Raw genomic sequence first — 26,104 nt, 5'->3', positions numbered from 1 at the left:
GGACGACATGCTGCTGATCTATTGCCCTTACTGTCAGGAGGAGCGCTCCGAGCTCGAGTTCCGTGGAGCCGGTGACGCCCATATCGCTCGGCCGACCAATATCGCTTCGATTTCGGATGAAGCGTTCGAGGAGTATTTCTTCCTGCGCGATAATCCGAAAGGCCTGATTTTCGAACGCTGGCGGCACATGCATGGCTGCGGGCGCTTCTTCAACGCGGCGCGCGATACTGTCAGCGACAAGTTCATCATGACCTACAAGGCCGGTGAACCGAAGCCTGACATCGGGACTGCGGCCGAGCCGCATGCGCCGGTCGAGACCTATGAAGCTGTTGAAGGAGAGGCCCAATGAGCGGCGCCAACCGTATTGCCGGCAAGGGCCGACTGACGCCCGCCAGGACCGCGCGTTTCACCTTCGACGGTAACAGCTATACGGCGCTCGAAGGCGATACTGTTGCCTCAGCCTTGATTGCCCATGGTGTGCACCTTGTCGCCCGGTCGTTCAAATATCATCGCCCGCGCGGCATTCTTTCGGCCGGCGCCGAGGAGCCGAATGCACTGATCGATGTCGCCCGCGACAGCGCCCGCAAGCAGCCGAACGTCAGGGCAACCGTGCAGGAAGTCTTCGACGGCATGATCGTGAAGTCGCAGAATCGCTGGCCGTCGCTTTCCTTCGATATTGGTGCGATCAATAACCTGTTCTCGCCCTTCTTCGCAGCGGGCTTCTACTACAAGACCTTCATGTGGCCGCGGGCTGCGTGGAAACGCGTATACGAGCCGATGATCCGCCGCGCTGCCGGCCTTGGCGTCGCACCCACAGAGGGCGATCCTGACCATTACGCCAGCCGCTACGCTCATTGCGACGTGCTGGTCGCCGGAGCCGGTATTGCCGGGCTTTCGGCAGCACTTGCCGCTGCAGAAGCCGGCGCCAAAGTCATCCTTTGCGACGAACAGGCGGAAGCCGGCGGCGCGTTGCGTTTCGATGTTGGCGTCAAGGTGGATGGGCTCGACGGCTACGCCTGGGTACAGAAGACCCTTGCGCGGCTGAAGGCCATGGAGAATGTGCAGGTCCTGACCCGCACGACAGCCTTCGGCTACTACAACCACAATTTCGTCGGCCTCGTCGAACGGGTCACGGACCATATTGCTCTTCCCACCCGCGATCTGCCGCGCGAACGGCTGTGGCAGGTCCGCGCCAAGCGCGTTGTGCTTGCGACCGGGGCGATCGAGCGCCACATGGTATTTCCGAATAACGACCGGCCGGGCATCATGCTCGCCTCGGCTGGCCGCATGTATCTCAATCATTATGGCGTTGCGGTTGGCCAGAAGGTCGGCATCTATACCGCGCATGACTCGGCTTACGAGGCTGCTTTCGACCTGAAGCGCGCAGGTGTTTCGATTGCAGCGATCGTTGATATCAGGCAAGCGCCAGGTGCGGCGGTACTCACTGAGGCTCGTGCGCTCGGTATCGATGTGCTGACCGGCCAGTCGGTCGTCAACACATCGGGCGCTTTGCGCATCTCCTCTATGACGGTGGCGCGCAACGGCGGTGGTTCGCCACGCAAGATCGCCGTCGATGCGCTGCTCGTCTGCGCCGGCTGGACACCCTCCGTACACCTCTTCTCGCAGTCGCGGGGCAAGGTTGCCTTCGATGCGGAGACGCAGCGTTTCCTGCCCGGCACCTACGCACAGGACTGCCTTTCCGTCGGCGCATGCAACGGGACGGACGGCCTGCAGCAAACCGTCGAGGAATCGCTTGCCGCCGGTGAACTGATGGCGCAGGCCGTTGGCAGACAGGCGGGCAGCAAGATCGGGATTTCGGTCGAGCAGGCCTTCAACTGGACGGGTGGCATGATCGGTGCGGCCGAAGGTGCCGGGCCGGACACGAATGCCAAGGCCTTCATCGATTTCCAGCACGATGTCTGTGCCAAGGATATCCGCCTTGCTGTGCGCGAGGGCATGCATTCGATCGAGCATATCAAGCGCTTCACGACGAACGGCATGGCGTCCGATCAGGGCAAGCTGTCCAACATGCATGGCCTGGCGATCGCTGCCGAAACACTCGGCAAGGATATTCCGCAGGTCGGTCTCACCACCTTCCGCGCGCCCTATACGCCGGTGACTTATGGTGCGTTGATCTCGCATTCGCGTGGGCCGCTGTTTGACCCGACGCGCAAGACGCCCCTGCACGCCTGGGAAGAGGCCAAGGGCGCGATCTTCGAAGATGTCGGCAACTGGAAGCGCGCCTGGTTTTATCCTCGTGCCGGCGAAACGATGCATCAGGCCGTTGCCCGCGAATGCCGGACGGCACGCGAGGCCGCCGGTATCTTCGACGCTTCTACCCTCGGCAAGATCGAGGTCGTCGGGCCGGATGCCGCCGAATTCATGAATCTCATGTACACGAATGCCTGGGATACGCTGAAACCAGGTAAATGCCGCTACGGCATCATGCTGCGCGAGGATGGTTTCGTTTATGACGACGGCGTCGTCGGTCGTCTCTCCGAGGATCGCTTCCATGTGACGACCACGACCGGCGGGGCGCCGCGTGTTCTCAACCATATGGAAGACTACCTGCAGACGGAATTCCCGCATCTGAAGGTATGGCTGACCTCGGTGACCGAGCAATGGGCCGTGATCGCCGTGCAGGGGCCGAAGGCGCGCGACATCGTAGCGCCGCTGGTCGAGGGTCTCGATATTTCCAACGAAGCCTTCCCGCATATGAGCGTTGCGGAATGCAAGGTAGCCGGCGTTCCGGCGCGTCTCTTCCGTGTCTCCTTCACCGGCGAGACGGGTTTCGAAATCAACGTGCCCGCCGACTACGGCCAGTCGGTGCTGGAGGCCGTGTGGGCCAATGCCGAGCCGCTCGGCGCCTGCGTCTACGGCACGGAGACCATGCATGTGCTGCGCGCCGAAAAGGGCTACATCATTGTCGGCCAGGATACGGATGGCACCGTGACGCCCGACGATGCGGGGCTTTCCTGGGCTGTTTCCAAGAAGAAGGCGGACTTCGTCGGTATCCGCGGCCTGAAGCGCCCGGACCTTGTGAAGGAAGGTCGCAAGCAGCTCGTTGGTCTTGCCACCAAGGATGAGAAGCTGGTGCTCGAAGAGGGGGCGCAGATCGTTGCCAACCCGAACCAGCCGAAGCCGATGACGATGCTCGGTCATGTGACCTCGGCCTACTGGTCGGAAAATTGCGGCCGCTCGATCGCCTTTGCATTGGTTGAAGGTGGGCGCAACCTCATGGGCGAGACGCTCTATGTGCCTATGCCGGATCGGACAATTCCGGTCGAGGTGACGGATCTGGTGTTCTTTGACAAGGAAGGAGGCCGTATCCATGGCTGAGGTCACAATTCGCAAACCGGCGCTTTCCGGTCTTCTTGCCGGTTCGGCCACGGTGCGCGTGACGGTGGCGCCAGTCGCCAGCCGTCTTTCGCTGCGCGCGCCGGCTGAATCCGTATCGGCACTCTCCTCCGCTTTGGGAGTCGCTTTGCCGACTGTACCCAAGACGTCTGGTCGCGCTGCGGGGCGCTCGGTGCTTTGGCTGGGGCCGGATGAATGGCTCGTCATCGATGAGGACGGCTCGGACCTGCCTGCACTTCTCGCTGATGCCGGCGCTCTTCATTCGGCAGTTGATGTGTCCCATCGCAATGTCGGTTTCATCGTCTCGGGACCTGGCGCAGTGGTAACCCTTTCCGTTGGTTGCCCGCAGGACCTCTCGCTCGAAGTCTTTCCGGTGGGCGCTTGCTCGCGGACGATCTTCGGCAAGGCCGAGGTCGTGCTCTTTCGAACCGAGGACGATACGTTCCGGGTGGAGTGCTGGCGGTCGTTTTCGGATTATGTTTTCGGGCTGCTGGCCGAAGGTGCTGAGGACGCAGGACATTAAAGCGTGTCGCGATCTTTCAGATTCGCTGGCCACGCTTTAGGTCTTTGTTTTACGCAATTCCGAACACGCAACCGCTCACACTGTTGCCGGAATTGCTCTAAACCCCGCAATCGGCCCTAAGCGTCTTCCGGTCGATCCTTCGGGTCGAACTGGATGATCGTGATCCAGCGGGCGGTGAGCGCCGGCTTCTTTTCGTTCTCGATTTCGATCGAGACGTCATAGGTCGTCATCAGCATGCCGGCGCCCCTGAAGCGGGCATCCGAAAGCACGAAGTGGCCGCGGATGCGGGTGCCGCTTTTGACCGGTGACATGAAGCGGATTTTGTCGAAGCCGTAATTGATGCCCATGGTCTGCTCGCGCACCTTGGGCAAGCAGTTGTAGTTCATCGTCGAAAGCAAAGAGAGCGTCAGGAAACCATGGGCGATGGTGCCGCCGAAAGGGCTTTCGGCTGCTGCGCGAACAGGATCGACGTGAATGAACTGATGGTCGCCGGTTGCCCCGGCAAAGGCATCAATCATCTTCTGATCGACGAGTATCCAGTCAGATAATCCTGTTTCCGTGCCGACCAGCTCCCGGACATCCGAGAGCGAAATTTCCGTGACCATGCATTCCTCGTAAAAAGCCGCAGCCGCAAGCCTTATCGCGCATTCATGACGATTGCGACAACGATTCTCGCAGGCCGGTAACGTGGATCAATTTTCCACGAAAAAGGCGACTGAACGCGGTTCCACCATGACACGGGCAGCGACGTTTCGCGTCTCGCCGGGCAGAAGCTGGCGCCAGTTTGCTTCGCCGGTTGAGAGAAGCGTGAATAGCTGATGCTGCTCGGAGCGATTGAACAGGACGGCGAGGCGGGTCTGTTTGCGGGAAGAACGATCGCGGGTCGCCATCATCATGCCGAGAGTGGAGAGCGAGGGTGTTTCCCATTCGCCTGTTGTCATCGGTTCGCCGGAGAGCGATATCCATTCCACATCACCGTTGCCGGAGAAGAAGGTCAGATCGGAGAATACCGAGAAGCGGCGACGAAGCGTAGCGACGAAGGCGGTATGGGCGATCAGGTCTTCGTCCAGCAGCTTCCAATCGACCCAAGTGATTTCATTGTCCTGGCAGTAGGCATTGTTGTTGCCATGCTGCGTGCGTCCGCCTTCATCGCCCGCCGTGAGCATAATGCTGCCGCGGCTGGCAAAGAGCGTAGAGATGAGCGCCATGACATCGGCCTTGCGGCGCTCACGGATCACGGGATAAGCGGTCTCGCCTTCGACGCCGTTGTTCCACGAATGGTTCTCGTTGTGACCGTCGCGATTGTTCTCGCCGTTCGCCTCATTGTGCTTGCCGCTGTAGGAGACGAGGTCCATGAGCGTGAAGCCGTCATGGGCCGCGAGGAAATTGACGCTGCGGGTCGCTGTTCCGCCATTGGCTGAGAAGATGTTCGACGAGCCGGCCAGCACGGTTGCGAGCGAACCCGTCTTCCAGCCATCGCCGCGCCAATAGCATCTGATGTCATCGCGGGCACGGTCATTCCATTCCAGGAAGGGCGCCGGGAAATTGCCGAGCTGATAGCCGCTTGGACCGATATCCCAGGGTTCGGCGATCATGATGCGATCGGTGAGCAGATCGTCGGTGAGGATCGCGGCCAGTGTGCCATTCCGCTCAAAGCCGTTTTCTGTGCGGCCGAGAATGGGGGCAAGGTCGAAACGGAAGCCGTCGATACCGGCATTGCGCACGAAATGGCGCAGGCTGTCGATGATGAGCTGTTGAACATAGGGATGATCGCAGGCAACCGTATTGCCGGTGCCGGTGTCGTTGACGAGCACGGACGGCCGGTCCGGCACGTGACGATAGTAGCTGAGATTGTCGATGCCGCGCAGCGATAGTGTTGCGCCATAGCGGTCGCTCTCGCCTGTATGGTTGAAGACGAGGTCAAGGATGACGGCAATGCCCTCCTCATGCAGTCTCGCCACCGTGTCGCTGAGCTCTGCAATACCGCCCGGCACGATGCGCGGATCGAGTGCCATGAACGCAACAGGATTGTAGCCCCAGCCGTTCGTAAGTCCGAGTGGCGGCAGATGCCGCTCGTCGATCCAGGCGGTGATCGGCATCAGCTCGACGGCATCGACGCCAATGCGCTTCAGGTGAGCGATAACGGAGGGATGGGCAAGAGCGGCGACCGTGCCGCGCTGAGCTTCCGGCACATCCGGATGCAGGATGGTGAAGGGCTTGACCGCCACTTCGTAAATAAAGCCGCCCGGTTTGAAGAGCGGCTTTCGGATTTTGACGGGCGCGTCTTTGGTAACGACCGACTTCGGCATCAGATGCTGCGTATCCTCGCCGAAAATGGCGAGGCGCGGATCGTAATGGAAGGGCCGGTCTACCGCCTTGGCATAGGGATCGATCAGCAGTTTCGAAGGGTCGAACCAGAGGCCGTTATCCGGGGCGTAGATGCCGTCCGCGCGGTAGCCATAGCGGGCACCCTCCTTCACGCTGTCGGCGAAAAGACGGAAGACATGGCCGCTGTCGCGAGCCATGGGGAGCCTTGCATATTCCTTGCCGTCTTCATCGAAGAGGCAGAGATCGATCTGCGTTGCATGATGCGACCAAACAGAAAATTCAACGCCCGTTTCGAAGACGATGGCGCCGCCCTGTGCGGAACTGTTGCCCCCCATATGCCCCCCGGGATCAGGTGATCACGGTCGGCTCGTTGCGGCCCGTGCGCTCACGAATGTTGGCGATGCTTTCGGCGGCTGCGATCAGATCTGCGAGCGCTTCCTGCGTTTCGATATTATGGCGAGTCGAATCCGGCTCGTAGCGCTCGATATAGACGCGCAGGGTTGCGCCAGACGTGCCGGTGCCGGAAAGACGGAAGACGACGCGTGAGCCGCCCTGGAAGAGGACGCGGATACCCTGATGTTCGCTGACCGACTTGTCGATCGGATCATGATAGGCGAAGTCATCTGCCTTCTCGACGGTCAGATCGCCAAAGGTCTTGCCAGGCAGGGTGGAAAGCTGGCTGCGCAGATTATCGACAAGGCCGTTTGCAGCATCGCTGTCGACGCCTTCGTAGTCATGGCGGGAATAATAGTTGCGGCCGTAGGTCTGCCAGTGCTGGGTGACGATCTCCTGCACGCTTTCGCCGCGTACGGCCAAAACGTTCAGCCACAGCAATACAGCCCAGAGACCGTCCTTCTCGCGGACATGGCTGGAGCCGGTGCCGGCGCTTTCTTCACCGCAGATCGTCGCCATGCCGGCGTCGAGCAGGTTGCCGAAGAATTTCCAGCCGGTCGGGGTTTCGTAGATGCCGATGCCGCGTTTTTCGGCGACACGGTCGGCCGCGCCCGATGTCGGCATGGAGCGGGCAATGCCGGCGAGGCCGCCGGAATAGCCGGGCGCCAGGTTGGCGTTGGCGGCGAGGATAGCAAGGCTGTCGGACGGGGTTACGAAAATGCCCCGGCCGATGATGAGGTTGCGGTCGCCGTCGCCGTCGGATGCGGCGCCGAAATCGGGAGCATCCTCACCCATCATCTCGTCGTAGAGCTCCTTGGCATGAACGAGGTTCGGGTCGGGGTGATGGCCGCCAAAATCCCGGAGCGGCATGAAATTGCGAACGGAGCCGGAGGGCGCGCCGAGACGGTTCTCGAAGATTTCCTTGGCATAGGGGCCGGTAACGGCGCTCATGGCATCGAAGGCGATGCGAAAGCCGAGGCTGATCAGATTGCGGATCGCGCCGAAATCGAAGAGCTCTTCCATCAGCGCGGCATAGTCCTCGACCGGGTCGATGACCGAGAGGATCATGCCGCCGGGCAGCTCTTCCTTGCCGATGCGGTCGATATTGACGTCGGCGAAGTCGGCGATCTTGTAGCTTTCGATCACCTTGGAGCGGGCGAAGATCGCGTCCGTGATCTTTTCCGGTGCCGGACCGCCATTGTTGACATTGTACTTGATGCCGAAGTCCTCTGTCGGGCCGCCTGGGTTGTGGCTCGCCGAGAGAATGATGCCGCCGAAAGCCTTGTACTTGCGGATGATGTGGGAGGCTGCGGGTGTCGAAAGAATGCCGCCCTTGCCCACCATGACCTTGCCGAAGCCATTGGCGGCGGCCATCTTGATCGCCTTCTGGATGACTTCGCGGTTGTAGTAGCGTCCGTCGCCGCCGATGACCAGGCACTTGCCCTGATAGCCTTCCAGCGAATCGAAGATCGACTGGATGAAGTTCTCAGCATAGTTCGGTTGCTGGAAGACGGGAACCTTCTTGCGCAGACCTGAAGTGCCGGGTTTCTGGTCCTGATAGGGCGTGGTGGGAACGGACTTGATCATTTTAGTTCACATGCCTTTCGAGACGAGGCTTGAATACAGGGCAACATAACGTTCGGCGCTCTTCTCCCAAGAGACATCCGACTTCATGCCCTGCTTTTGCAATTGGGTCCAGACTTTTTGATCCGCGTAGAGGTGCATGGCGCGGCGCAGTGCCTGCAGCATGCTTTCTTCGTTTACAGGTGCGAATTGTATGCCTGTCGCCACCTTTGCTGCAAGTGCGGCATGATTGGCATCGATCACGGTATCGTTGAGACCGCCGGTGCGCGCCACGATCGGCACGCAGCCGTAGCGCAGGCCATAGAGCTGGGTGAGGCCGCAGGGTTCGAAGCGCGAGGGGATGATGATCGCGTCACAGCCAGCCTGCATGAGGTGCGACATCGGCTCGTTGTAACCGATGGAAACGCCGATGCGGCCCGGGTTGCGGTTGGCGGCGGCGAGCAGCGCACCTTCGAGGGCTGCCTCCCCGGATCCGAGCACGACGAGCTTGCCGCCGAGTGCGACGATCTTATCTGCGGTGCTTGCGACAAGATCCATACCTTTTTGCCAGGTCAGCCGACTGATGACGCAGAAGATCGGCGCATTGTCATGGTCGAGATGGAAGAATTCTTCGATCGACCTGCGGTTCTCGATACGGTTTTTCAGTGTCGTCGGGCCATAATGCGTGTGGACGACCGGATCAGTCGCCGGGTTCCAGATGTCGGCATCGATGCCATTGACGATGCCATGCAGCACGTTGCGGCGGCTGGCGATGACGCCTTCCAGGCCCATGCCGAATTCCGGGGTCAGGATTTCATCGGCATAGGAGGGGCTGACTGTGGTGATAGCCGAGGCAATCTGCAGGCCGCCCTTCAGGAAGCCGACGGTGCCGTAATATTCGATGCTTTCGGTGGCAAAGGCGTGGGGTGGCAGGCGCAGGCCGGGAAAGATATCGGCGCCGAACTGGCCCTGGAAGGCGATGTTGTGGATCGTCAGGATGCTCGGCAGCTCGGGCGTCGGATAATAGCGCATATAGACCGGCACCATGGCGGCCTGCCAGTCATGGGCATGCACGAGATCCGGCCGCCAGCCAGGCAACAGGCCTGCGGCGATTTCGGCGCCCGCCAGCGAAAGGGCGGCAAAACGGCGCCAGTTGTCCGGGTGATCCTTGCCGGTCGTGTCGAGATAGGGGCCGCCGGGGCGGTCGTAATAGGCGGGGGCGTCGAGTACGAGGATATCGAGACCCTGATGCTCCGCCTCAAGCACGCGTGCCGGCTGGCCCAGAAGATCGGAAAATTCCAGCCGGGCGATCGGATTTTGCAAGACCTTCATGACACCGGGATAACCGGGCATGAGGGTCTTGGTTTCGACGCCGAAGGATTTGAGGGCTATGGGCAGGGCGCCTGCCACATCGGCAAGGCCCCCTGTCTTGATCAAAGGGAAGACTTCGGACGAAACCGAAAGAACTTTCATAAGTCAGATATCCAGCTTGTCGATCATCGGTTGCGTGATCAGGCAAATACCGCTTTCCGTGCGTCGGAAGCGCCGCGCATCGAGTTCTGGATCCTCACCGACGACGAGGCCTTCCGGAATGACGACACCATGGTCGATCACAACATCCTTGAGCTGCGCGCGCCGGCCGATCTTCACATTGGGCAGGATGACCGCTCCATCCAGTTTGGAGAAGGAGTTGGCCCTTACGCCGGTGAAAAGAAGGCTCCGGTTGAGGCTTGCGCCTGAAATAATGCAGTCGCCTGCAACGACGGACGACGTTGCCGAACCGCGGCGGTCTTCGTCGTCATGGACGAATTTCGCCGGTGGCGTGATTTCGGCGTAGGTCCAGATCGGCCAGGATTTGTCATAGATATCGAGGGCCGGAACGATCGCCGTCAGGTCGATATTGGCCTGCCAATAGGCGTCGATGGTACCGACGTCGCGCCAGTAGGGCTCGTGTTCGAAATCCGAGCGGACGCAGGACTTGGCGAAGCGATGGGCGACCGCCTTACCATGCTCGACGATATAGGGGATGATATCCTTGCCGAAGTCGCGGCTCGAGGTTGGATCGGCGGCATCGCGGCGCAGCGCCTCAAGGAGGAACTTCGTGCGGAAGACGTAGATGCCCATGGAGGCGAGAGCGAAATCCGGCTTATCCGGAATGCCTGGAGGATCGGCCGGCTTTTCGATGAAGGCGAAGATCTCGTCCTTGTCGTTGACATGCATGACGCCGAAACCGACCGCTTCCATACGCGGTACTTCCAGGCAGCCGATCGTCACGTCGGCGCCGGAATCGACATGCTGCTGGAGCATGTATTCGTAGTCCATCTTGTACACATGGTCGCCAGCGAGGATGACCATGTATTCGACGCCGTAATCCTCGATGATATCGATGTTCTGATAGACGGCATCGGCAGTGCCTTCATACCACTGCGTTTCGGAAACGCGTTGCGATGCCGGCAGAATGTCGAAGCTTTCGTTGCGTTCCGGACGGAAGAAGTTCCAGCCGCGCTGCATGTGGCGGATCAGCGAATGCGCCTTGTATTGCGTGGCGACGCCGATGCGGCGGATGCCGGAATTCAAGGCATTGGACAATGCGAAATCGATGATGCGCGCCTTGCCGCCGAAATAGACGGCCGGTTTGGCACGCCGGTCGGTCAGCTCCTTGAGGCGGCTTCCCCTGCCGCCGGCCAGAACATAGGCCATTGCATCGCGGGCAAGTGGCTGAATGCGTCTTTCTACCATTTTCTCCTCCCACCAGTCACTAATTCTCGGGTTCAAGCATGATCGTCGCCAGCGGCGGCAGGGTTATCGAGCAGCTTATCTCGCCGCCGGCATCGACGGCCTGCACGCGCCCGCCATTGCCTTTTCCGCTGCCGCCATAGATGTCGGCATCGGTATTGAGGATTTCCCGCCAGCGTCCCGACGAAGGCAGCCGGATCGAGTAATTCTCGCGATAGACAGGCGTAAAGTTGCTGATGACGGCAACCGGTTTCTGACCGGGCGCCTTGCGCAGCCAGGCGAAGACCGAGTTCTCGTAATCGTCGGCGATCAGCCATTCGAAACCGTCGCCTTCGCAGTCGCGCGCATGGAGCGCTGCCTTGCTGCGGTAGGTGAAGTTGAGGTCGCGCACCAGGCGGCGCATGCCTTCGTGCATGCGATACTGGAGGAGGTTCCAGTCGAGCGACTTGTTTTCGCTCCATTCGGCCCACTGGGCAAATTCCTGTCCCATGAAGAGCAGTTTCTTGCCGGGATAGCCCCACATGAAAGCGTAGTAGGCGCGCAGATTGGCGAATTTCTGCCAGTCGTCACCCGGCATCTTGGCGATCAGCGAACCCTTGCCATGCACGACTTCGTCATGGGACAGCGGCAGGACGAAATTTTCCGAATAGGCGTAGAGCAGCCCGAAGGTCAGTTCATTGTGGTGATGCTTGCGGTGCACCGGCTCGCGGCTCATGTAGCTCAGCGTGTCGTGCATGAAGCCCATGTTCCACTTGAAACCGAAGCCGAGGCCGCCTTCGTGAACCGGCTGCGAGACTTTCGGCCAGGAAGTCGATTCCTCGGCGATGGTCATGACGCCAGGATGCTCGCCATAGATGCGTGTGTTGAGGTTCTGCAGGAAGCGGACCGCTTCGAGGTTTTCATTGCCGCCATACTCGTTCGGGATCCATTCGCCGTGTTTGCGCGAATAATCGAGATAGAGCATCGACGCGACCGCATCGACGCGCAGGCCGTCGAGATGGAATTTCTCGGCCCAATAGAGGGCATTGTTGACGAGGTAAGACACGACTTCCGTGCGGCCGAAATTATAGATCGCCGTGTTCCAGTCCGGGTGGAAGCCCTTTCGCGGATCGGCATGTTCGTAAAGTGCTGTGCCGTCGAACCAGCCAAGGCCGTGCTCATCAGTCGGGAAATGCGCCGGCACCCAGTCGAGAATGACGCCGATGCCGACCTTGTGACAGCCATTGACGAAACGGGCGAAGCCTTCCGGCTCGCCAAAGCGGGCGGTCGGGGCATAGAGGCCGGTCGTCTGGTAGCCCCAGGAGGGATCGTAGGGGTGCTCGGTGATCGGCAGGAATTCGATATGGGTGAAGCCCATATCGACGCAGTAGGGGATGAGGCTCGAGGCAAGCTCATCCCAGGACAGCATGGAACCATCCTGGCGACGCTGCCAGGAGCCGGCATGAACCTCATAGATGCTGATCGGCTGGCGGCGCTTGTCGGTTTCGCGCCAATGCTTCAGATGCGGCTCGTCCTGCCATTCCTGCAAAAGCTCGGCGGCCGTCACGGAAGCCGTCTTCGGACGCAGTTCGCTGCGGCGGGCAAAGGGATCGGCCTTCAGCGGCAACAGCACGCCGTCGTGACCGCGGATCTCGAATTTGTAGGGAACACCGAGCGGCACGTCGGGGGCGAAGATCTCCCAGATGCCGCTGTCGGACCGGAAGCGCATGACGTGGCGGCGACCATCCCAATTGTTGAAATCACCGACGACGGAGACGCGCTGCGCATTCGGCGCCCATACGGCGAAGTGGATGCCGGTTGCACCCTCGTGCTTGATGCGATGGGCGCCCATCTTGTCGAAAAGCCGCAGATGCGAACCCTGACGGGCGTAATAATCGTCCATCGGGCCGAGCACCGGGCCGAAGCTGTAAGGGTCGGTCACGGCCCATTCGGCGTCGGCGCGCCGAGCACGATAGCGCACCGGCTGGAATTTGGTGATGGAAACCTGGCCGCCGAAGAGGCCGTCCGGATGGAGCTGGTGGAGATCGCCGATCGGCGTCCCATCCAGCGTCATGGCGGTAACGGCTTCCGCACCCGAAATGAAGCACCTGGCGATGAAGGACTCACCGGCCTGGTGCACGCCCAGGACGGCAAAAGGATTGGCCTGCGAGCCACTGAGGATTGCCGCGATCTCGTCTGCCGAAATTTCCCAGGGAAGCTTCACTTCAGGGGCGGCTTTCGGCGGCTTCATCAAGCTCTCCAGATCTCGTCGGCATACTGTCGGATCGTGCGGTCGGAAGAGAACCAGCCCATCCGCGCCGTATTATTGATCGTCTTCTCATACCAAGAGGACTGGTTGGTCCAGATCTGATCGACCTCACGCTGGGCGGCGGCATAGGCATCGAAATCACCTGCGACCATGAACCAGTCGTGAGAGTAGATGCCGTCGATGAGGCCGGTATAGCGGTTGCGATCGTCAGGAGAGAAGACACCCGAGCTGATGGCGGCCAGCGCCTGCGATAGCTCCCGCGAACCCTCGATGATCGCACGTGGATTATGGCCCTCGCTGCGGATCTTGGCGACTTCATCGGCCTGGAGCCCGAAGATGACGATATTGTCTTCGCCGACATTGTCGCGCATTTCGACATTGGCGCCGTCGAGCGTGCCGATCGTCAGCGCGCCATTCAGGCCGAACTTCATGTTGCCGGTACCCGACGCTTCCATGCCTGCCGTCGAGATCTGCTCGGACAGGTCGGCGGCCGGAACCATGACTTCCGCAAGCGAGACGTTGTAGTTCGGCACGAAGACGACCTTCAGTAGGCCGCGGACCGACGGGTCGTTATTGATGGTGCGGGCAACGTCATTGATGAGCTTGATGATGAGCTTGGCGTTGTAATAGCTCGGCGCCGCCTTGCCGGCGAAGAGTTTTACACGCGGAACCCAATCCAGTTCCGGATGCGAGCGGATCTGATCGTAGAGTGCCACGGCTTCGACGATGTTAAGGAGCTGGCGCTTATATTCGTGGATGCGCTTGATCTGGATGTCGAACATGGCCGAAGGATCGAGCTTCACGCCCATGCGGCTGGCGACGAGATTGGAAAGAGCCACTTTGTTCGTGCGCTTCACGGCCGCGAACTTCTGCTGGAAACTCGGGTCGGTGGCGAATTTGTCGAGTGCCCGCAGCTTCTCGGCGTCGTCGAGGAATTCATCGCCGATCGCTTCGCGCACCAGACTGGTCAGGCCGGGGTTGCATTGCTGCAGCCAGCGGCGCGGCGTGATGCCGTTGGTCTTATTGTTGATGCGGTCGGGATAGAGTTTGTGCAGGTCTGCGAAGACCGTGACCTTCATCAGGTCCGTGTGCAGTGCCGAGACGCCGTTGATCGAGTGCGAGCCGACAAAGGCGAGGTTGCCCATGCGCACGCGGCGGTCGCCGCTTTCATCGATCAGCGAGATCGAACGGATTTCCGTGTCGGAGAAATTGCGGCTTTTGCGCGCCTCAATCAGGATCTTGGCGTTGATCGCATAGATGATCTGCATATGGCGCGGCAGCAGTCGCTCGAACAGCGGAACCGGCCAGCTTTCCAGCGCTTCCGGAAGAAGCGTGTGGTTTGTGTAAGAGAAGGTCCGGCGGGTGATATCCCAGGCCTGATCGAAATCCATGCCGTGCACATCGCAGAGCAGGCGCGTGAGTTCGGCGACGGAAACGGCCGGGTGCGTGTCGTTGAGCTGGATCGCCACCTTGTCCGGTAGGGAGGTGAAATCGTCATACTGCTGCAGGTGACGGCGCAGGATGTCCTGCAGCGAGGCGGACGAGAAGAAGTATTCCTGGCGCAGGCGCAGTTCCTGGCCGGCAGGCGTTGCATCCGCCGGATAGAGAACGCGCGTCAGGCTTTCAGCCCTGTTGCTCTCGCGCAGCGCGCCGATATGATCGCCGGCATTGAAGGCGTCGAGCAGGATCGGGTCGATCGGCTGCGCCGACCAAAGGCGAAGCGTATTGACGCGCTTGCCGCGCCAGCCAACGACAGGTGTGTCGAAAGCGGCGGCGATGACGCGCTCGGCCGGCTTCCAGACGTAACGCGGTTGCTCGTCATGGCCGCTGATGACCTCGATCGAGCCGCCGAAGCCGATCTCATAGGCGCTCTCGCGGCGTTCGAATTCCCAAGGGTTGCCGTGGGCGAGCCAGTTTTCCGGCAGCTCGACCTGCCAGCCGTCTGCCATCTGCTGACGGAAGAGGCCGTGGACGTAGCGGATGCCATAGCCGTAGGCCGGCACATCGACGGTTGCCATCGATTCCATGAAGCAGGCGGCAAGACGGCCGAGACCGCCGTTGCCGAGTGCGGCATCAGGCTCCAGGCCGGCGATGACGTTGATATCGACGCCGAGCGAAGCGAGCGCATCGCTTACCTCTTCCATGAGGTTGAGGTTGGACACGGCATCGCGCATCAGGCGGCCGATCAGGAATTCGAGAGACATATAATAGACGCGCTTGGCGCCTGTTTCATAAACCTTGCGGGTGGATTCCATCCACTTGTCGATGATGCGGTCACGCACCACGAGAATGGTCGCCGTCAGCCAGTCATGCGGCTTGGCGACCTTGGCGTCCTTTCCGATACGATAGGTCAGGCGCTCGATAATTTCCTCAGCGAGGATTTCCGGCCGGGAACTGCGCGGAGCGGGGGCGGGAATGATCGGCTTCGAAACAGTATTCATGGTCAGGTCTCGCCAATTTTGATTTTGTTACAGTATCTTACGCCTGATTCAATCGATTTGTCGCTTACACCGACAGGGCAGTTTATGCACCGTTATCACGCACTTGCAACAAGGGAATTAGGCAAACGAAAAATTTGCGGAACCTTCATGTTCGGGGGCTCAAGGGACTTGATTTCAATCTGTTTTCCCGATCTGATTGGCAGAATAAAGCTTAAACAAAAGCCGCCCCGGTTTGTTCCGGAGCGGCTTTTTGCTGCTGCTGTTTGTAGATACCGATTGTCAGTTCGTCAGGCGCGTCATCTGTGCGGAGGCCTTCGCTCCGATCGCCTTGAACGCCGCAAGGAGGTCTTCCATTTTTTCTGCCTGGAAATAATGGGCATCATCAGAGGCGCAATAATGCAGCAGTGCCTGTCCGCCCGCAGGCGCCATGAAGGCGATGGTGTAGATCTCGATACCCTTGGATTTGGCGTTGTCGCACGTTGTTTTTGTCGAGGTATCGTAAGAGCGGCCGCCCCACTTGTCGTTGTTGTTATCACCATCCGTCATAAAGACGATGTATTTCTTGGGTACCTGCCCGGTCTTCTGCTGGTGAAGGGCATCCTCGGCATCGTTCCCGGCCGCGTTCTTAGCAGTCAATGACGTGTAGGCCGTGTTCATCGCGCCGCTTGAATTCGTGCCGCCCCCGGCCTGAAGCTCGTTGACATAGCTGGCGACACCGGCGGTTCCCCAAGCGAGCTTGCTCGGCGTGTATTCAACCAGATCGTAAGATACCGCGCCGGTGCGCGCGTATTCCGCATTGGGATCGGCGCTGTTGAGCTGGCCGAAGAGATTGCCGGCGGCAATCTTTAGAGCCTCTATCTTCGTGTAATAGCGCGCACGAGTGCCAGTGCAGGTGTCGTAGACCCACTTGTTGTTCCTGTTGTAGTGGCCGTTGCAGTTATACGTGTATGTTTCCGTCGGGTTATCCACATTGACGGTCGCTGTAGCCTCTCCCATCGATCCCGATTTATCGAGCGCAAGAAACATGGAGATGGAGCCCTGGGTCTGTGAATGGCCGCTGACCGTTGTGCCCGACGTCGAAAGATGCTGCGTCGTGAAGCCGACCGCTCGCATGAGTGGATTGACCGCGAGATCGTAACTCGGTGAAACCGTTACCTGGTAGGACGTCGACTTACCCGATGTCGTTGTCTGGACATCGACATCCGTCGCGTTCTTGATATCCACACCACTTTGCAGGTAATTCGCCATTTGTCCGGCGACGAAATTCTGCGCGAAGGCCTCGGCCTCCGAGGTTTGGATCGTGCCATTTGCCAGCGCGGTCGCGGTTGCGAGCGCAGCCGAGTCGGCTGCCTCCTGCAACTGCTGCTTTGAGAGTAACATATCGCTGACCTGGATCGCCAAGCCTGCGGCGCCGATAAGCACAGGCAGCAGGATGGCCGTCATGATGCCGAAATTGCCGCCACGGTCGCGCCGCAGCCGATCAAGATGCGAATGCAGGGTGTTCATCATGTCCACCGGTTCAAAGGAGCCCTATGCAGGCTACTGATGGACCAGATGACTTTAATGGCCGCTAAAGCCAGTGTCTAAAATTGTAGGCAACTGGCTGTTTTTTCCTATTTCGGGATTATTTCAGCGGAATTACGTCTACCGCCTGCACGGAGCGCTGGCTGCCATAGCTCTTGAGTACGCCGATAACGGGAGCGACGTCGGCATAGTCGCGGCCGTAGGCGACGACGATATGGTCGGTTCCGGCGGGGATGTTGTTGGTGGGGTCGAGCTCGATCCAGCCGGCCGTCTCGCCGCACCAGACGCGCACCCATGCATGCATGGCATCGGCCCCCTCCAGCCGTTCCTTGCCCGGTGGCGGGATGGTGCGCAGGAAGCCGGAAACGTAGCCGGCGGGAATGCCGAGGCTGCGCAAGGCAAGGATCATGATGTGGGTGAAGTCCTGGCAAACGCCGCGCTTCAGCGTGAAGGCTTCCAGCGGCGTCGTCTCGACGCTCGTCGCTTCCGAATCGTAGGTGAAATCCTCGTTGATGCGGGCACAAAGCGCATAGGCGATCTGCATCACCGTCAGCGAAGGCTGGATACAGGTCCTTGCGTACTCACTGATGATCTTGGTTTCGGTCAGGCGCGGGCTGTCGCCAAGGAAATGGTGGGGCGATCCCGGATCGAGTGACCAGATTCCGGCGACGTCCTCCGGGAGCTCGGCCAGCAGCGGCGAGAAGTCCGCCGATATGGCTTGGCTTTCGACCTGCACGCGGGCCTGCATGCGGATATCGAGCGTTTCATGTGGCGAGCGCAGCAGGAAGGATGTGGCCGGATGTTCGAAGAAATCGACGAAATGGGACTGTTCGTCCGGCTGTGGCGAAATGCTGATCGAACCGGCGACAAGGCGTTGGCGGTTCGGCAGCGAGAGCGGCATGAGGCGCATGATGTGGCGCGCGCCGGATGCCGGCGTGTCGTAGGCATAGCCCATATGCAGGGTGAGATCGTAGAGCACGGCCGTCATCCGAGATAGGTCTGTGCCAGAAGGTCGGAAAGGTGTTCCAGCTCGCGCTCCAGCCGATGATAGACATCACCGTTCATGGCTTCCGGCGTCATGACGGCGAGGCCGGAATGCAGGCGCATCGCCTCACGGTAGAAGGGCGACATCTGGCCATTGATGAAGGCGTTTGGAAGCTGCTCGACTTCGCGATGGATCTCGTTCATCTGGAAGAGGATCGAGCGCGGGTTGAGCGGATCGAGCGCCAGGAGGTCGGTCACCGTCAGCCGCGCGGTGTTCACATTGTAGCGGCGGCGGTGGGTCATGACGCTGTCGCCGATTTCGAGCAGCATATCGAGCGCGCCATCGGGCGCTTCCGGGCCGGACATGTGGCCGAGAAGACGCGTCATATGCAGGCCGCGCTCGATGTATCGGCCAAGCGAGAGGAAGCGCCACCCGGTGAAGCGGTACATGTTTTCATGCACGAGACCGGCGAAGCCCGCAAGCTTTCGCAGCAGGATGGTCATAGCATGGCTGGCGTCGTCGCCTGATGTAATCGTCGTATGGAAACGGCGGGCGGTCTTGGCGAGATCGTTCAGGGCCAACCATCCGTCGGGCGAGAAGCGGTCGCGGATATTGCTCGCCGAATAGACGGCGCTGTCGATATTGCGCAGCAGCGATTCCGGCACCGGTTCGGCCGTGTCGATATCGACCGCGGCCAGGTATTCGGTGACGTCTGCCAGCAGCGGCTGGTTCGGGTCGGCGGCCTCGGCGTAACGCGCATGCCAGGCGCGCAGGATGCGCAGCGCCCCTTCGGCACGCTCGATATAGCGGCCCAGCCAGAAGAGGTTGTCGGCCGCGCGGCTCGGCAGGCTCCCCGGCATGTTGCGGGTGAAGCTGCCTTCGGCGGGCAGGAGAGTGTGGCGCTCGACCGGCTTGTCGCTGACGATCCAGACGTCGGCGGCCGCGCCGCCGGACTGCATGGCGATGGCGGCGGCATCGTCTCCCGAGCCGATGCGGGCAAAGCCGCCGGGCATGATCTGCCAGCCGTTGGCGGTGCGCGCGGCGAAGACGCGCAATGACATCGGCCGCGGGGTCAGCTTGCCGTTGACCCAGGCGGGGGTTGTGGAGAGGGTGACGACTTCCTGACCGACAAGTTTTGCGCCGTCGCTTGTCAGCCAGTCTGCAATCGAGTTCTTCGCGGTGGCGCGCAGCGACGAACCGAGGACGGATTCGCCACCGTCATCGAAGAAGGGCGCGCGGGAATAGGCAGGGCCGATCACCATCTTCTCGATATTGGCAGCCACATGGTCGCGCTCATCCTTTTGGCCGCACCACCATGTGGCAATGGACGGCAGGCGAAGATCCTCGCCCAGCAGCGCACGACAGACGGCGGGCATGAAGGCAAGCAAGGCGCGCGTCTCAAGAACGCCGGTGCCGAGCGCATTGACGATGGTGACGGTTTCGGCGCGCAGCGCTTCGACAAGGCCAGGCGTGCCGATATGCGAATTCTGGTTCAATTCCAGCGGATCGGCATAGGCGGAATCGAGACGACGCCAGAGTACGCCGATCGGCTTCAGGCCGGCGACGGTGCGCACCATGATGCGGCCGTTGACGACAGTCAGATCCTCGCCTTCCAGCAGCATGAAGCCGAGGTAGCGGGCAATATAGGCGTGTTCGTAATAGGTTTCGTTGGCCGGGCCGGGGGTCAGAACCGCGATGCGGTCGTCGCCCGAATGTTTCATCGTCTGCAGCGCGTCGCGGAAGGCACCGAAGAAAGAGGCGAGACGGTGAACCGGCGTTTCGGCATAGACGTCGGAAAAGGATCGGGTGGTCGCTACCCGGTTTTCCAGCGCGAATCCCGCGCCCGAGGGAGCTTGCGTGCGGTCGGCAAGTACCCACCAATTGCCATCAGGGCCACGGCCGATCTCAAAGGCGCAGAAGTGCAGATAGTGCCCGGTTGCCGGTTTTACGCCAACCAGAGGTCGCTGGAATTCCGGATTGGCAGCAATGAGGGCCGGCGGAACGATGCCCTCCTCGACGAGCTTGTTGTCGCAGTAGATATCGGCGACCATCGCTTCGAGCAGATCGGCGCGCTGCACGAGGCCCGCCGAAAGCACCTGCCATTCGCGCTCGTCGATCAGCACCGGGATGTGGGAGAGCGGCCAGGCGCGCTCGCCGCTGCCCTTGGCGCCGTAAGCCCGATAGAAGACGCCGGCATCGCGCAGGTAGCGGTCGGCGCGGGCGAAGCGCTCGGTCAGATCCTTTTCCGGCATAACGTTCAGATGAGAGAGGAAACGCTGCCAGACGGGGCGGATGGAACCGTTGTTGTCCACCATCTCGTCGGCAATGCCGGATAGAGGAGCATAGTCGAAGACCGCATCCGCGCCGGCGCGTTCTTCGATCTCGTTCCTCAATTCCAGTGCAGGCTTCTTGCCCATCAGACCCAATTTCTTCAAATTCCAGCGGGCCGCCTCAGATCCAGCGTGAGCGGGAATTCAGGCGAAACCGTTTCGGCGCGTGGAATATAACCACCCGCCGTATGTCCCCACGGTTCGAAACGGGCAAGCCGTCGTGCTTCCGCCTCGTTGCCGTTGACCGGGAAGGTTTCATAGTTCCGACCACCCGGATGGGCAACGTGATAGATGCAGCCGCCGATCGAACGTTTCGACCATGTATCATAAATATCAAAAGTCAAAGGCGTATTCACCGGCAGTACAGGGTGCAGGCCGGAAGCCGGCTGCCAGGCCTTGAAGCGCACGCCAGCGACGGACACTCCGGACGTACCGGTCGGTGTCAACGGCAGGGTTCGGCCGTTGCAGGTGACGGTGTAGCGCGAGGCGTTGCTGGTTTCGAGGCGAACCTGCAGGCGCTCGACGGACGAATCGACATAACGCACGGTGCCGCCGACCGCTCCCTGTTCGCCCATGACATGCCAGGGTTCCAGCGCCTGCCTGAGTTCCAGCTTCGAGCCTTCGTATTCGACTTCGCCGCAGAAGGGGAAACGGAATTCGAGCTGGGCCTTGAACCATTCGGGACTGAGGTCGAAGCCGTTTTCGCGAAGATCCGCGAGGACATCGATGAAATCCTGCCAGACATAATGCGGCAGCATGAAGCGATCGTGCAGCGCGGTCCCCCAGCGCACGAACTTGCCATCGGCCGGGTTCATCCAGAAGCGGGCGATCAGCGCGCGCACCAGCAATTGCTGGGCGAGCGACATGCGGGCGTTCGGCGGCATTTCGAAGCCGCGGAATTCCACGAGGCCGAGGCGGCCGGTCGGGCCATCGGGTGAGAAGAGCTTGTCGATGCAGATCTCGGCGCGATGGGTATTGCCGGTCACGTCGATCAGCAGGTTGCGGAACAGGCGATCGACGAGCCAGGGCAGAGGCTGCAGGCCGCGGCCGGGCGCGGGGATCTGCGCCATCGCGATTTCCAGCTCGTAGAGGCTGTCGTGGCGGGCTTCGTCGATACGCGGCGCCTGGCTGGTCGGGCCGATGAAGAGCCCCGAAAAGAGGTAGGACAGCGACGGATGACGCTGCCAGTGCAGCACGAGGCTTTTCAGCAGATCCGGACGGCGCAGGAAAGGACTGTTGTTCGGGTTACTGCCGCCGACAACGACATGGTTGCCGCCGCCGGTGCCGGTGTGGCGGCCATCGATCATGAATTTGTCGGCGCCGAGGCGGCCCTCGCGAGCCTCCTCATAGATTGCGGTGGTGATGTCGACCGTTTCCTTCCAGGTCGAGGAAGGATGAATGTTGACCTCGATGACGCCAGGGTCGGGCGCGACGCGGATGACGTTGATGCGCTCGTCCTGGGGCGGCGCATACCCTTCGATATGGACCGCAAGGCCGAGAGCGGCGGCCGCACGTTCGGTCGAGGCGATGAGATCGAGATAATCTTCCAACGTCTCGGTCGGCGGCATGAAAACGCAGAGCCGGCCGTCGCGTGGCTCGACGGAGAGAGCCGTGCGGACATGGCCGCCGATCTCGTTGACCGATTGCGGCATGGTCGGCTGCTGACCGGTGAAGGGCTGGAAATGCGCGGCCTGCAGCGGACGTCCGCCATCCTGTCCGAAATCCGGCAGTTCGGACCGCTGTACGAAGGGATCGAGCGGATTGATATAGGGGTATTGCGAGGGCGGGATATAGGCGAGGGAATTGAGCGGCAGGCGGTAGCCCACAGGGCTGTCGCCCGGCATGAGGAAGATGCGGCCCCGCCGGGTCGACCATTTCTCGCTCATCCAGCTGCGGCCGGTGGCGCGCGCATTCCAGGCCTGGACGGGCAGCACATAGCCGGTCGGGCGCGTCAGCCCGCGATCGAAGACGCGGGCAATGCGGCTTCGCTCCTCGGCATCTTCCAGTTTCGAATTCGATGGATCGACGTTCTCGGGGAGGCTCGCTTCCTTGACCAGCCATTCGGCGGGATCTTCGAAAGCGGGGGTCACATAATCGGGCGAAAGATCCAGCTCGCCGGCGATTGCTGTCAGCAGACGGCCGGCATCGTCCTCCGTGACCTGATAGTTGCGGCCCTCGGTAGCGACGAGATTGTCATTCGACCAAATGGGCAGGCCGTCCTTGCGCCAGTAGAGCGAGAAGGTCCATCGCGGCAGGCTTTCGCCCGGATACCATTTGCCCTGGCCGTAATGCAGGAAACCATTGGGCGCGAAACGGGTTCGCAGCCGCCGGATGAGTGCGTCGGCTTTCTCACGTTTCGTCGGGCCGACGGCCTCGGTGTTCCATTCGTCAGACTGGAAATCGTCGATGGAAACAAAAGTCGGCTCGCCGCCCATGGTCAGGCGCACATCTTCCGCTTCCAGGATACGATCGACCTTTTCGCCAAGCGCGTTCAGCTCGTCCCAGGCATCGTCGGAAAAAGGCTTGGTGATGCGCGGATGTTCGGCGACACGGGCGACCTTCATGTCAAAGGCGAATTCGGTCTCCGCTTCGCCGAAATAGCCGCCTGAAATCGGTGCGGCGTTGCGAAAATGCGGTGTCGCGGCAAGCGGGATATGGCTTTCGCCGGTCAGAAGGCCCGAGGTCGGGTCGAGGCCGATCCAGCCGGCGCCGGGCAGATAGACTTCCGCCCAGGCATGCAGGTCGGTGAAATCATATTCCGTGCCCGAGGGGCCATCGAGCGCCTTGAGATCAGGGGTGAGCTGGATGAGATAACCGGAGACGAAGCGCGCGGCGAGGCCGAGATGACGCAGGATCTGGACGAGCAGCCAGCTCGTGTCGCGGCAGGAGCCCTTGGCTATCTCAAGTGTTTCTTCCGGCGTCTGCACGCCGGTTTCCATGCGGATCACATAGCCGATCTGCTGCTGCAGGCGCATGTTGAGGCCGACCACCATGTCGACAGTCTTCTGCGCTGAACGATCGAGCGTTTCGAGGAAGGCTTTCAGGCGCGGGCCAGGCTCTTCCGGCTTCATATAGATCGACAGGTCTTCGCGGAGCGTTTCCGGATAATCGAAGGGCCACATTGTCGCTTCTTCCTCGACGAAGAAGTCGAAGGGATTGTAGACCGTCATGTCGGCGACGAGATCGACCTCGATCTTGAATTCGGTGACCGGGTCAGGAAAGACGAAGCGGGCGAGATAATTGCCGTATGGGTCCTGCTGCAGGTTCACGAAATGGTTGGCCGGCGTGACCTTCAGGGAATGACTCAAGACCCGCGTTTTCGAATGCGAAGCCGGCTTCAGGCGGATGATTTGTGGGCCGAGGCGGACCGGTTTGTCATATTGATAATGGGTCAGATGATAGATGCTGGCTTTGATCGACATATTGCTCTTTTGTCCGCGGGCCGTTGATCGGCTTAGCTGTTCCCAAAGCCAGTGTGTGCAATGCAGCGAAAGAATGCAAGGCGGAAAGGTTAACACTGTAACGGCGTTCAAGCAGCCCTGTTGAACGTCACCGACGCCTTGAGTCCCTTGCCGCCGCGGCCCGGTATGAGTACCAGTCTCGCGTTGAAAAGATGGGCAATTTCCTCCACGATCGGCAGGCCGAGGCCGGCGCCGGGGGCACCTGAATCATTGCCACGGGAGAAACGCTTTCTGACGGCCTCCAGCTTTTCGGGCGGAATGCCCGGACCGTTGTCCTCGACTTCCAGCCGCACCGTTTCGGCATCTTCAAGAATACGCACAGTCACTTCTGCGCCCTTACCGGCATAGGCGATCGCATTGCCGGCGAGATTACGCAGCAATTCGCCGATCAGCAGCGGTTCGGCGCGGATCATCGCGGGGCCTTCACCCTCGAAGCCGAGATCGATGCCGGCTTCAGCAGCCCGTGGGATCTGCTCACCGGTGATCTCCTGGGCGATAGCGGTGAGATCCATTGCCGAGGCGGTCAGCGCTTCCTTGGCGGTCGCGGCGTCGATCTTGGCCATCAGCAGAAGCTGGGCAAGGATGCGCTCGGCATGCGCAACGGCCTGATCGCCCTTGAGCGCGGCGTGCTGCGCTTCATCCAAGGAGCCGGCACGGGCCGAAAGGGCAAGTTGTGTGCGGATGATCGTCAGAGGCGTGCGGAGCTGATGGCTGGCATTGCCGGTGAAATTGCGCAGCGCATCGAGGGCCGATTGCAGGCGCACCATGAAGGAGTTGACGGTATCGACGAGCGGCTGCACCTCGCTCGGCACGGATTGTTCGATCGGATGCAGATCGTCGGGGTTGCGTTCGCCGATGGCATCGCCAAGCTTGTAGAGCGGTCGCAGCGCGACAGTCACAGAAATCCAGACGATGACGGCTGCACCGGCAATCATCACCGCGAGGCGCAATGCCGAGCGGACGAGAATCGCCTGCGCAAGTTGACGGCGGGCAATGGTGGTTTCGGCGACAGTGACGACGAAAGGCACGGAGCGGATGCCAGTCGAGGCGGAGCGCCCCAAGGTCGCGACGCGGATCGGCTCGCCGCGGAAGAGGTCGTCGGCGAAGGCGGCCGTACCGCCCTGTGTTTCCTTCAATACGGGAAGAGCCTGATAGCCGGTTATGAATGTTCCGGGTGGGCCATCGACCCGATAAAAGACGCGGTCCTGTGCTGCCGAGGTCAGCATTTCCAGCGCGACATAGGGAATGTCCACTTCGAGTGTGCCGTCGTCGGCAACGACGACACGTTCGGCGATTGCCAGCGCGGAACCGGCGAGCACGCGGTCGGAGACGATGTTCGATGTCTGTACCGCCTCCCGCCAGGTATCGGCAAGCGCCAGCGTGCCGATAACGGCGGTCGAGACAAGCAGCCAGAAAAGCAGTCGGCGCCGGAGCGAATAGGCAGCCGTCATGAGGCCTCGGGCAGCTTGTCGAGATAATAGCCGATGCCGCGGGCGGTCTTGACCGTCAGGCCATGCGGCGAAAGCCTTTTTCTCAGGCGGCTGACATATTGCTCGATGGCATTGGTTGAAATGTCGTCATCGAAAGCGGTCAGTGATTGTATGATCGCTTCCTTGGCGACGACCTTGCCGGCGCGCATGAAGAGGATTTCCAGGAGGCCAAGTTCGCGGGCAGGGATATCGAGCGGTGTGGCGCCGGCAGAAAAGGCGCGGGAATTCAGGTCGAGCGAGATCGATCCGAAGCTGACGGTCGAGGAATGCAGTCCCGCCTGACGACGCAACAACACGCGGACACGTGCCTCGAATTCGGCGATATCGAAGGGCTTGATGAGGTAGTCATCGGCACCGAGATCCAGGCCCTTCACACGTTCTTCCGGCGAGCCGCGGGCCGTCAGGATGAGCACGGCAGCCCGGTTGCCGCGGGCGCGCATGGCGCGCAATACATCGAGCCCGTCCATCTCCGGCAGGTTCAGATCGAGTATGACGAGATCGAAATTTTCTGCCGCGATGACGGCATTGGCCGAGGCCCCGTCATGGACGACATCCACCGCATGGCCCGTGCCGCGCAAGATCGCCGACAGGCCGTCGGCCAGTGCGATATTGTCTTCGGTGAGCAGGATGCGCAACGGATGTTTCCCTCGATTTTTTTCGGGGAGTTTATCAGGAATGGCAGCCCGATGTCACAGCGATTGTGGGAATTGGTGAATGGAGAATGG

The 26,104-nt window shown here is 60.8% G+C and carries 16 protein-coding genes; 3 read left to right on the top strand and 13 right to left on the bottom strand.

The features are described from left to right. Positions 1 to 7 precede the first annotated feature (7 nt). From FHT87_RS24370 to FHT87_RS24360, 3 genes are read left to right on the top strand one after another with little or no spacing between them, the layout of a single operon-like run. The gene (locus FHT87_RS24370; protein WP_183735305.1) at positions 8 to 349 is read left to right on the top strand and encodes a sarcosine oxidase subunit delta; all 342 of its coding nucleotides are present in this window, start codon (positions 8 to 10) and stop codon (positions 347 to 349) included. Then, complete coding sequence (locus FHT87_RS24365) at positions 346 to 3,339, top strand: sarcosine oxidase subunit alpha (protein WP_183805283.1); 2,994 nt, start codon at positions 346 to 348, stop codon at positions 3,337 to 3,339. The genes FHT87_RS24370 and FHT87_RS24365 overlap by 4 nt, the downstream gene beginning before the upstream one ends. Then, on the top strand, positions 3,332 to 3,880 hold the full coding sequence (locus FHT87_RS24360; RefSeq protein ID WP_183805281.1) for a sarcosine oxidase subunit gamma: 549 nt from the start codon (positions 3,332 to 3,334) through the stop codon (positions 3,878 to 3,880). Before FHT87_RS24365 ends, FHT87_RS24360 begins: the two co-directional genes overlap by 8 nt. Positions 3,881 to 3,996: 116 nt before the next feature. On the opposite strand, the gene FHT87_RS24355 is transcribed toward FHT87_RS24360, so the two are convergent. The 13 genes from FHT87_RS24355 to FHT87_RS24295 form a co-directional block, all read right to left on the bottom strand. Beyond that, a complete protein-coding gene (locus FHT87_RS24355; RefSeq protein WP_183735302.1) occupies positions 3,997 to 4,485 on the bottom strand; it encodes a MaoC family dehydratase in 489 nt (162 codons plus the stop codon). 87 nt (positions 4,486 to 4,572) lie between these two features. Beyond that, positions 4,573 to 6,543 carry a glycogen debranching protein GlgX gene (gene glgX / locus FHT87_RS24350; protein ID WP_183805279.1) on the bottom strand — a complete coding sequence of 657 codons (1,971 nt, stop codon included), beginning with the start codon at positions 6,541 to 6,543 and terminating at the stop codon, positions 4,573 to 4,575. 13 nt (positions 6,544 to 6,556) lie between these two features. After that, on the bottom strand, positions 6,557 to 8,188 hold the full coding sequence (locus FHT87_RS24345; protein WP_183805277.1) for an alpha-D-glucose phosphate-specific phosphoglucomutase: 1,632 nt from the start codon (positions 8,186 to 8,188) through the stop codon (positions 6,557 to 6,559). Between the two features lie 6 nt (positions 8,189 to 8,194). Continuing rightward, positions 8,195 to 9,637 (bottom strand): glycogen synthase GlgA, encoded by a 1,443-nt coding sequence (glgA, locus tag FHT87_RS24340; protein WP_183735299.1) that lies wholly within the window; start codon positions 9,635 to 9,637, stop codon positions 8,195 to 8,197. Positions 9,638 to 9,640: 3 nt separating this feature from the next. Continuing rightward, entirely contained in the window at positions 9,641 to 10,903 is a 1,263-nt protein-coding gene (gene glgC / locus FHT87_RS24335; protein WP_183735298.1) for a glucose-1-phosphate adenylyltransferase, read from the bottom strand. A 19-nt stretch (positions 10,904 to 10,922) separates the two neighbouring features. Next, the gene (glgB, locus tag FHT87_RS24330) at positions 10,923 to 13,130 is read right to left on the bottom strand and encodes a 1,4-alpha-glucan branching protein GlgB (protein ID WP_183805275.1); all 2,208 of its coding nucleotides are present in this window, start codon (positions 13,128 to 13,130) and stop codon (positions 10,923 to 10,925) included. Continuing rightward, entirely contained in the window at positions 13,130 to 15,589 is a 2,460-nt protein-coding gene (locus FHT87_RS24325) for a glycogen/starch/alpha-glucan phosphorylase (protein ID WP_183735296.1), read from the bottom strand. Before FHT87_RS24325 ends, glgB begins: the two co-directional genes overlap by 1 nt. Before the next feature lie 279 nt (positions 15,590 to 15,868). Beyond that, positions 15,869 to 17,095: a pilus assembly protein gene (locus FHT87_RS24320; protein ID WP_183735466.1), complete on the bottom strand. Its 1,227-nt coding sequence runs from the start codon at positions 17,093 to 17,095 to the stop codon at positions 15,869 to 15,871. A 118-nt stretch (positions 17,096 to 17,213) separates the two neighbouring features. Beyond that, a complete protein-coding gene (locus FHT87_RS24315; RefSeq protein ID WP_183805273.1) occupies positions 17,214 to 18,101 on the bottom strand; it encodes a transglutaminase family protein in 888 nt (295 codons plus the stop codon). Next, complete coding sequence (locus tag FHT87_RS24310) at positions 18,098 to 20,515, bottom strand: circularly permuted type 2 ATP-grasp protein (protein ID WP_183805271.1); 2,418 nt, start codon at positions 20,513 to 20,515, stop codon at positions 18,098 to 18,100. Before FHT87_RS24310 ends, FHT87_RS24315 begins: the two co-directional genes overlap by 4 nt. 14 nt (positions 20,516 to 20,529) lie before the next feature. After that, entirely contained in the window at positions 20,530 to 23,850 is a 3,321-nt protein-coding gene (locus FHT87_RS24305) for a transglutaminase family protein (RefSeq protein ID WP_183805270.1), read from the bottom strand. Between the two features lie 107 nt (positions 23,851 to 23,957). Then, positions 23,958 to 25,340, bottom strand: a complete 1,383-nt coding sequence (locus tag FHT87_RS24300) for a sensor histidine kinase (RefSeq protein ID WP_183805269.1) — start codon at positions 25,338 to 25,340, stop codon at positions 23,958 to 23,960. Beyond that, a complete protein-coding gene (locus FHT87_RS24295) occupies positions 25,337 to 26,014 on the bottom strand; it encodes a response regulator transcription factor (protein ID WP_183735291.1) in 678 nt (225 codons plus the stop codon). Before FHT87_RS24295 ends, FHT87_RS24300 begins: the two co-directional genes overlap by 4 nt. Between the last annotated feature and the right edge of the window lie 90 nt (positions 26,015 to 26,104).

The organism is Rhizobium sp. BK316, assembly GCF_014193695.1.
In the GTDB taxonomy this organism is placed as follows: Bacteria; Pseudomonadota; Alphaproteobacteria; order Rhizobiales; family Rhizobiaceae; genus Rhizobium.
This window is presented reverse-complemented; position numbering and strand designations above follow the sequence as displayed.

Bases quoted from the DNA above. Each gene is read 5' to 3' on its own strand.
- FHT87_RS24370 (WP_183735305.1), top strand. From the start codon at position 8: ATGCTGCTGATCTATTGCCCTTACTGTCAGGAGGAGCGCTCCGAGCTC.
- FHT87_RS24365 (WP_183805283.1), top strand. From the start codon at position 346: ATGAGCGGCGCCAACCGTATTGCCGGCAAGGGCCGACTGACGCCCGCC.
- FHT87_RS24360 (WP_183805281.1), top strand. From the start codon at position 3,332: ATGGCTGAGGTCACAATTCGCAAACCGGCGCTTTCCGGTCTTCTTGCC.
- FHT87_RS24355 (WP_183735302.1), bottom strand. From the start codon at position 4,485: ATGGTCACGGAAATTTCGCTCTCGGATGTCCGGGAGCTGGTCGGCACG.
- glgX (WP_183805279.1), bottom strand. From the start codon at position 6,543: ATGGGGGGCAACAGTTCCGCACAGGGCGGCGCCATCGTCTTCGAAACG.
- FHT87_RS24345 (WP_183805277.1), bottom strand. From the start codon at position 8,188: ATGATCAAGTCCGTTCCCACCACGCCCTATCAGGACCAGAAACCCGGC.
- glgA (WP_183735299.1), bottom strand. From the start codon at position 9,637: ATGAAAGTTCTTTCGGTTTCGTCCGAAGTCTTCCCTTTGATCAAGACA.
- glgC (WP_183735298.1), bottom strand. From the start codon at position 10,903: ATGGTAGAAAGACGCATTCAGCCACTTGCCCGCGATGCAATGGCCTAT.
- glgB (WP_183805275.1), bottom strand. From the start codon at position 13,130: ATGAAGCCGCCGAAAGCCGCCCCTGAAGTGAAGCTTCCCTGGGAAATT.
- FHT87_RS24325 (WP_183735296.1), bottom strand. From the start codon at position 15,589: ATGAATACTGTTTCGAAGCCGATCATTCCCGCCCCCGCTCCGCGCAGT.
- FHT87_RS24320 (WP_183735466.1), bottom strand. From the start codon at position 17,095: ATGAACACCCTGCATTCGCATCTTGATCGGCTGCGGCGCGACCGTGGC.
- FHT87_RS24315 (WP_183805273.1), bottom strand. From the start codon at position 18,101: ATGACGGCCGTGCTCTACGATCTCACCCTGCATATGGGCTATGCCTAC.
- FHT87_RS24310 (WP_183805271.1), bottom strand. From the start codon at position 20,515: ATGGGCAAGAAGCCTGCACTGGAATTGAGGAACGAGATCGAAGAACGC.
- FHT87_RS24305 (WP_183805270.1), bottom strand. From the start codon at position 23,850: ATGTCGATCAAAGCCAGCATCTATCATCTGACCCATTATCAATATGAC.
- FHT87_RS24300 (WP_183805269.1), bottom strand. From the start codon at position 25,340: ATGACGGCTGCCTATTCGCTCCGGCGCCGACTGCTTTTCTGGCTGCTT.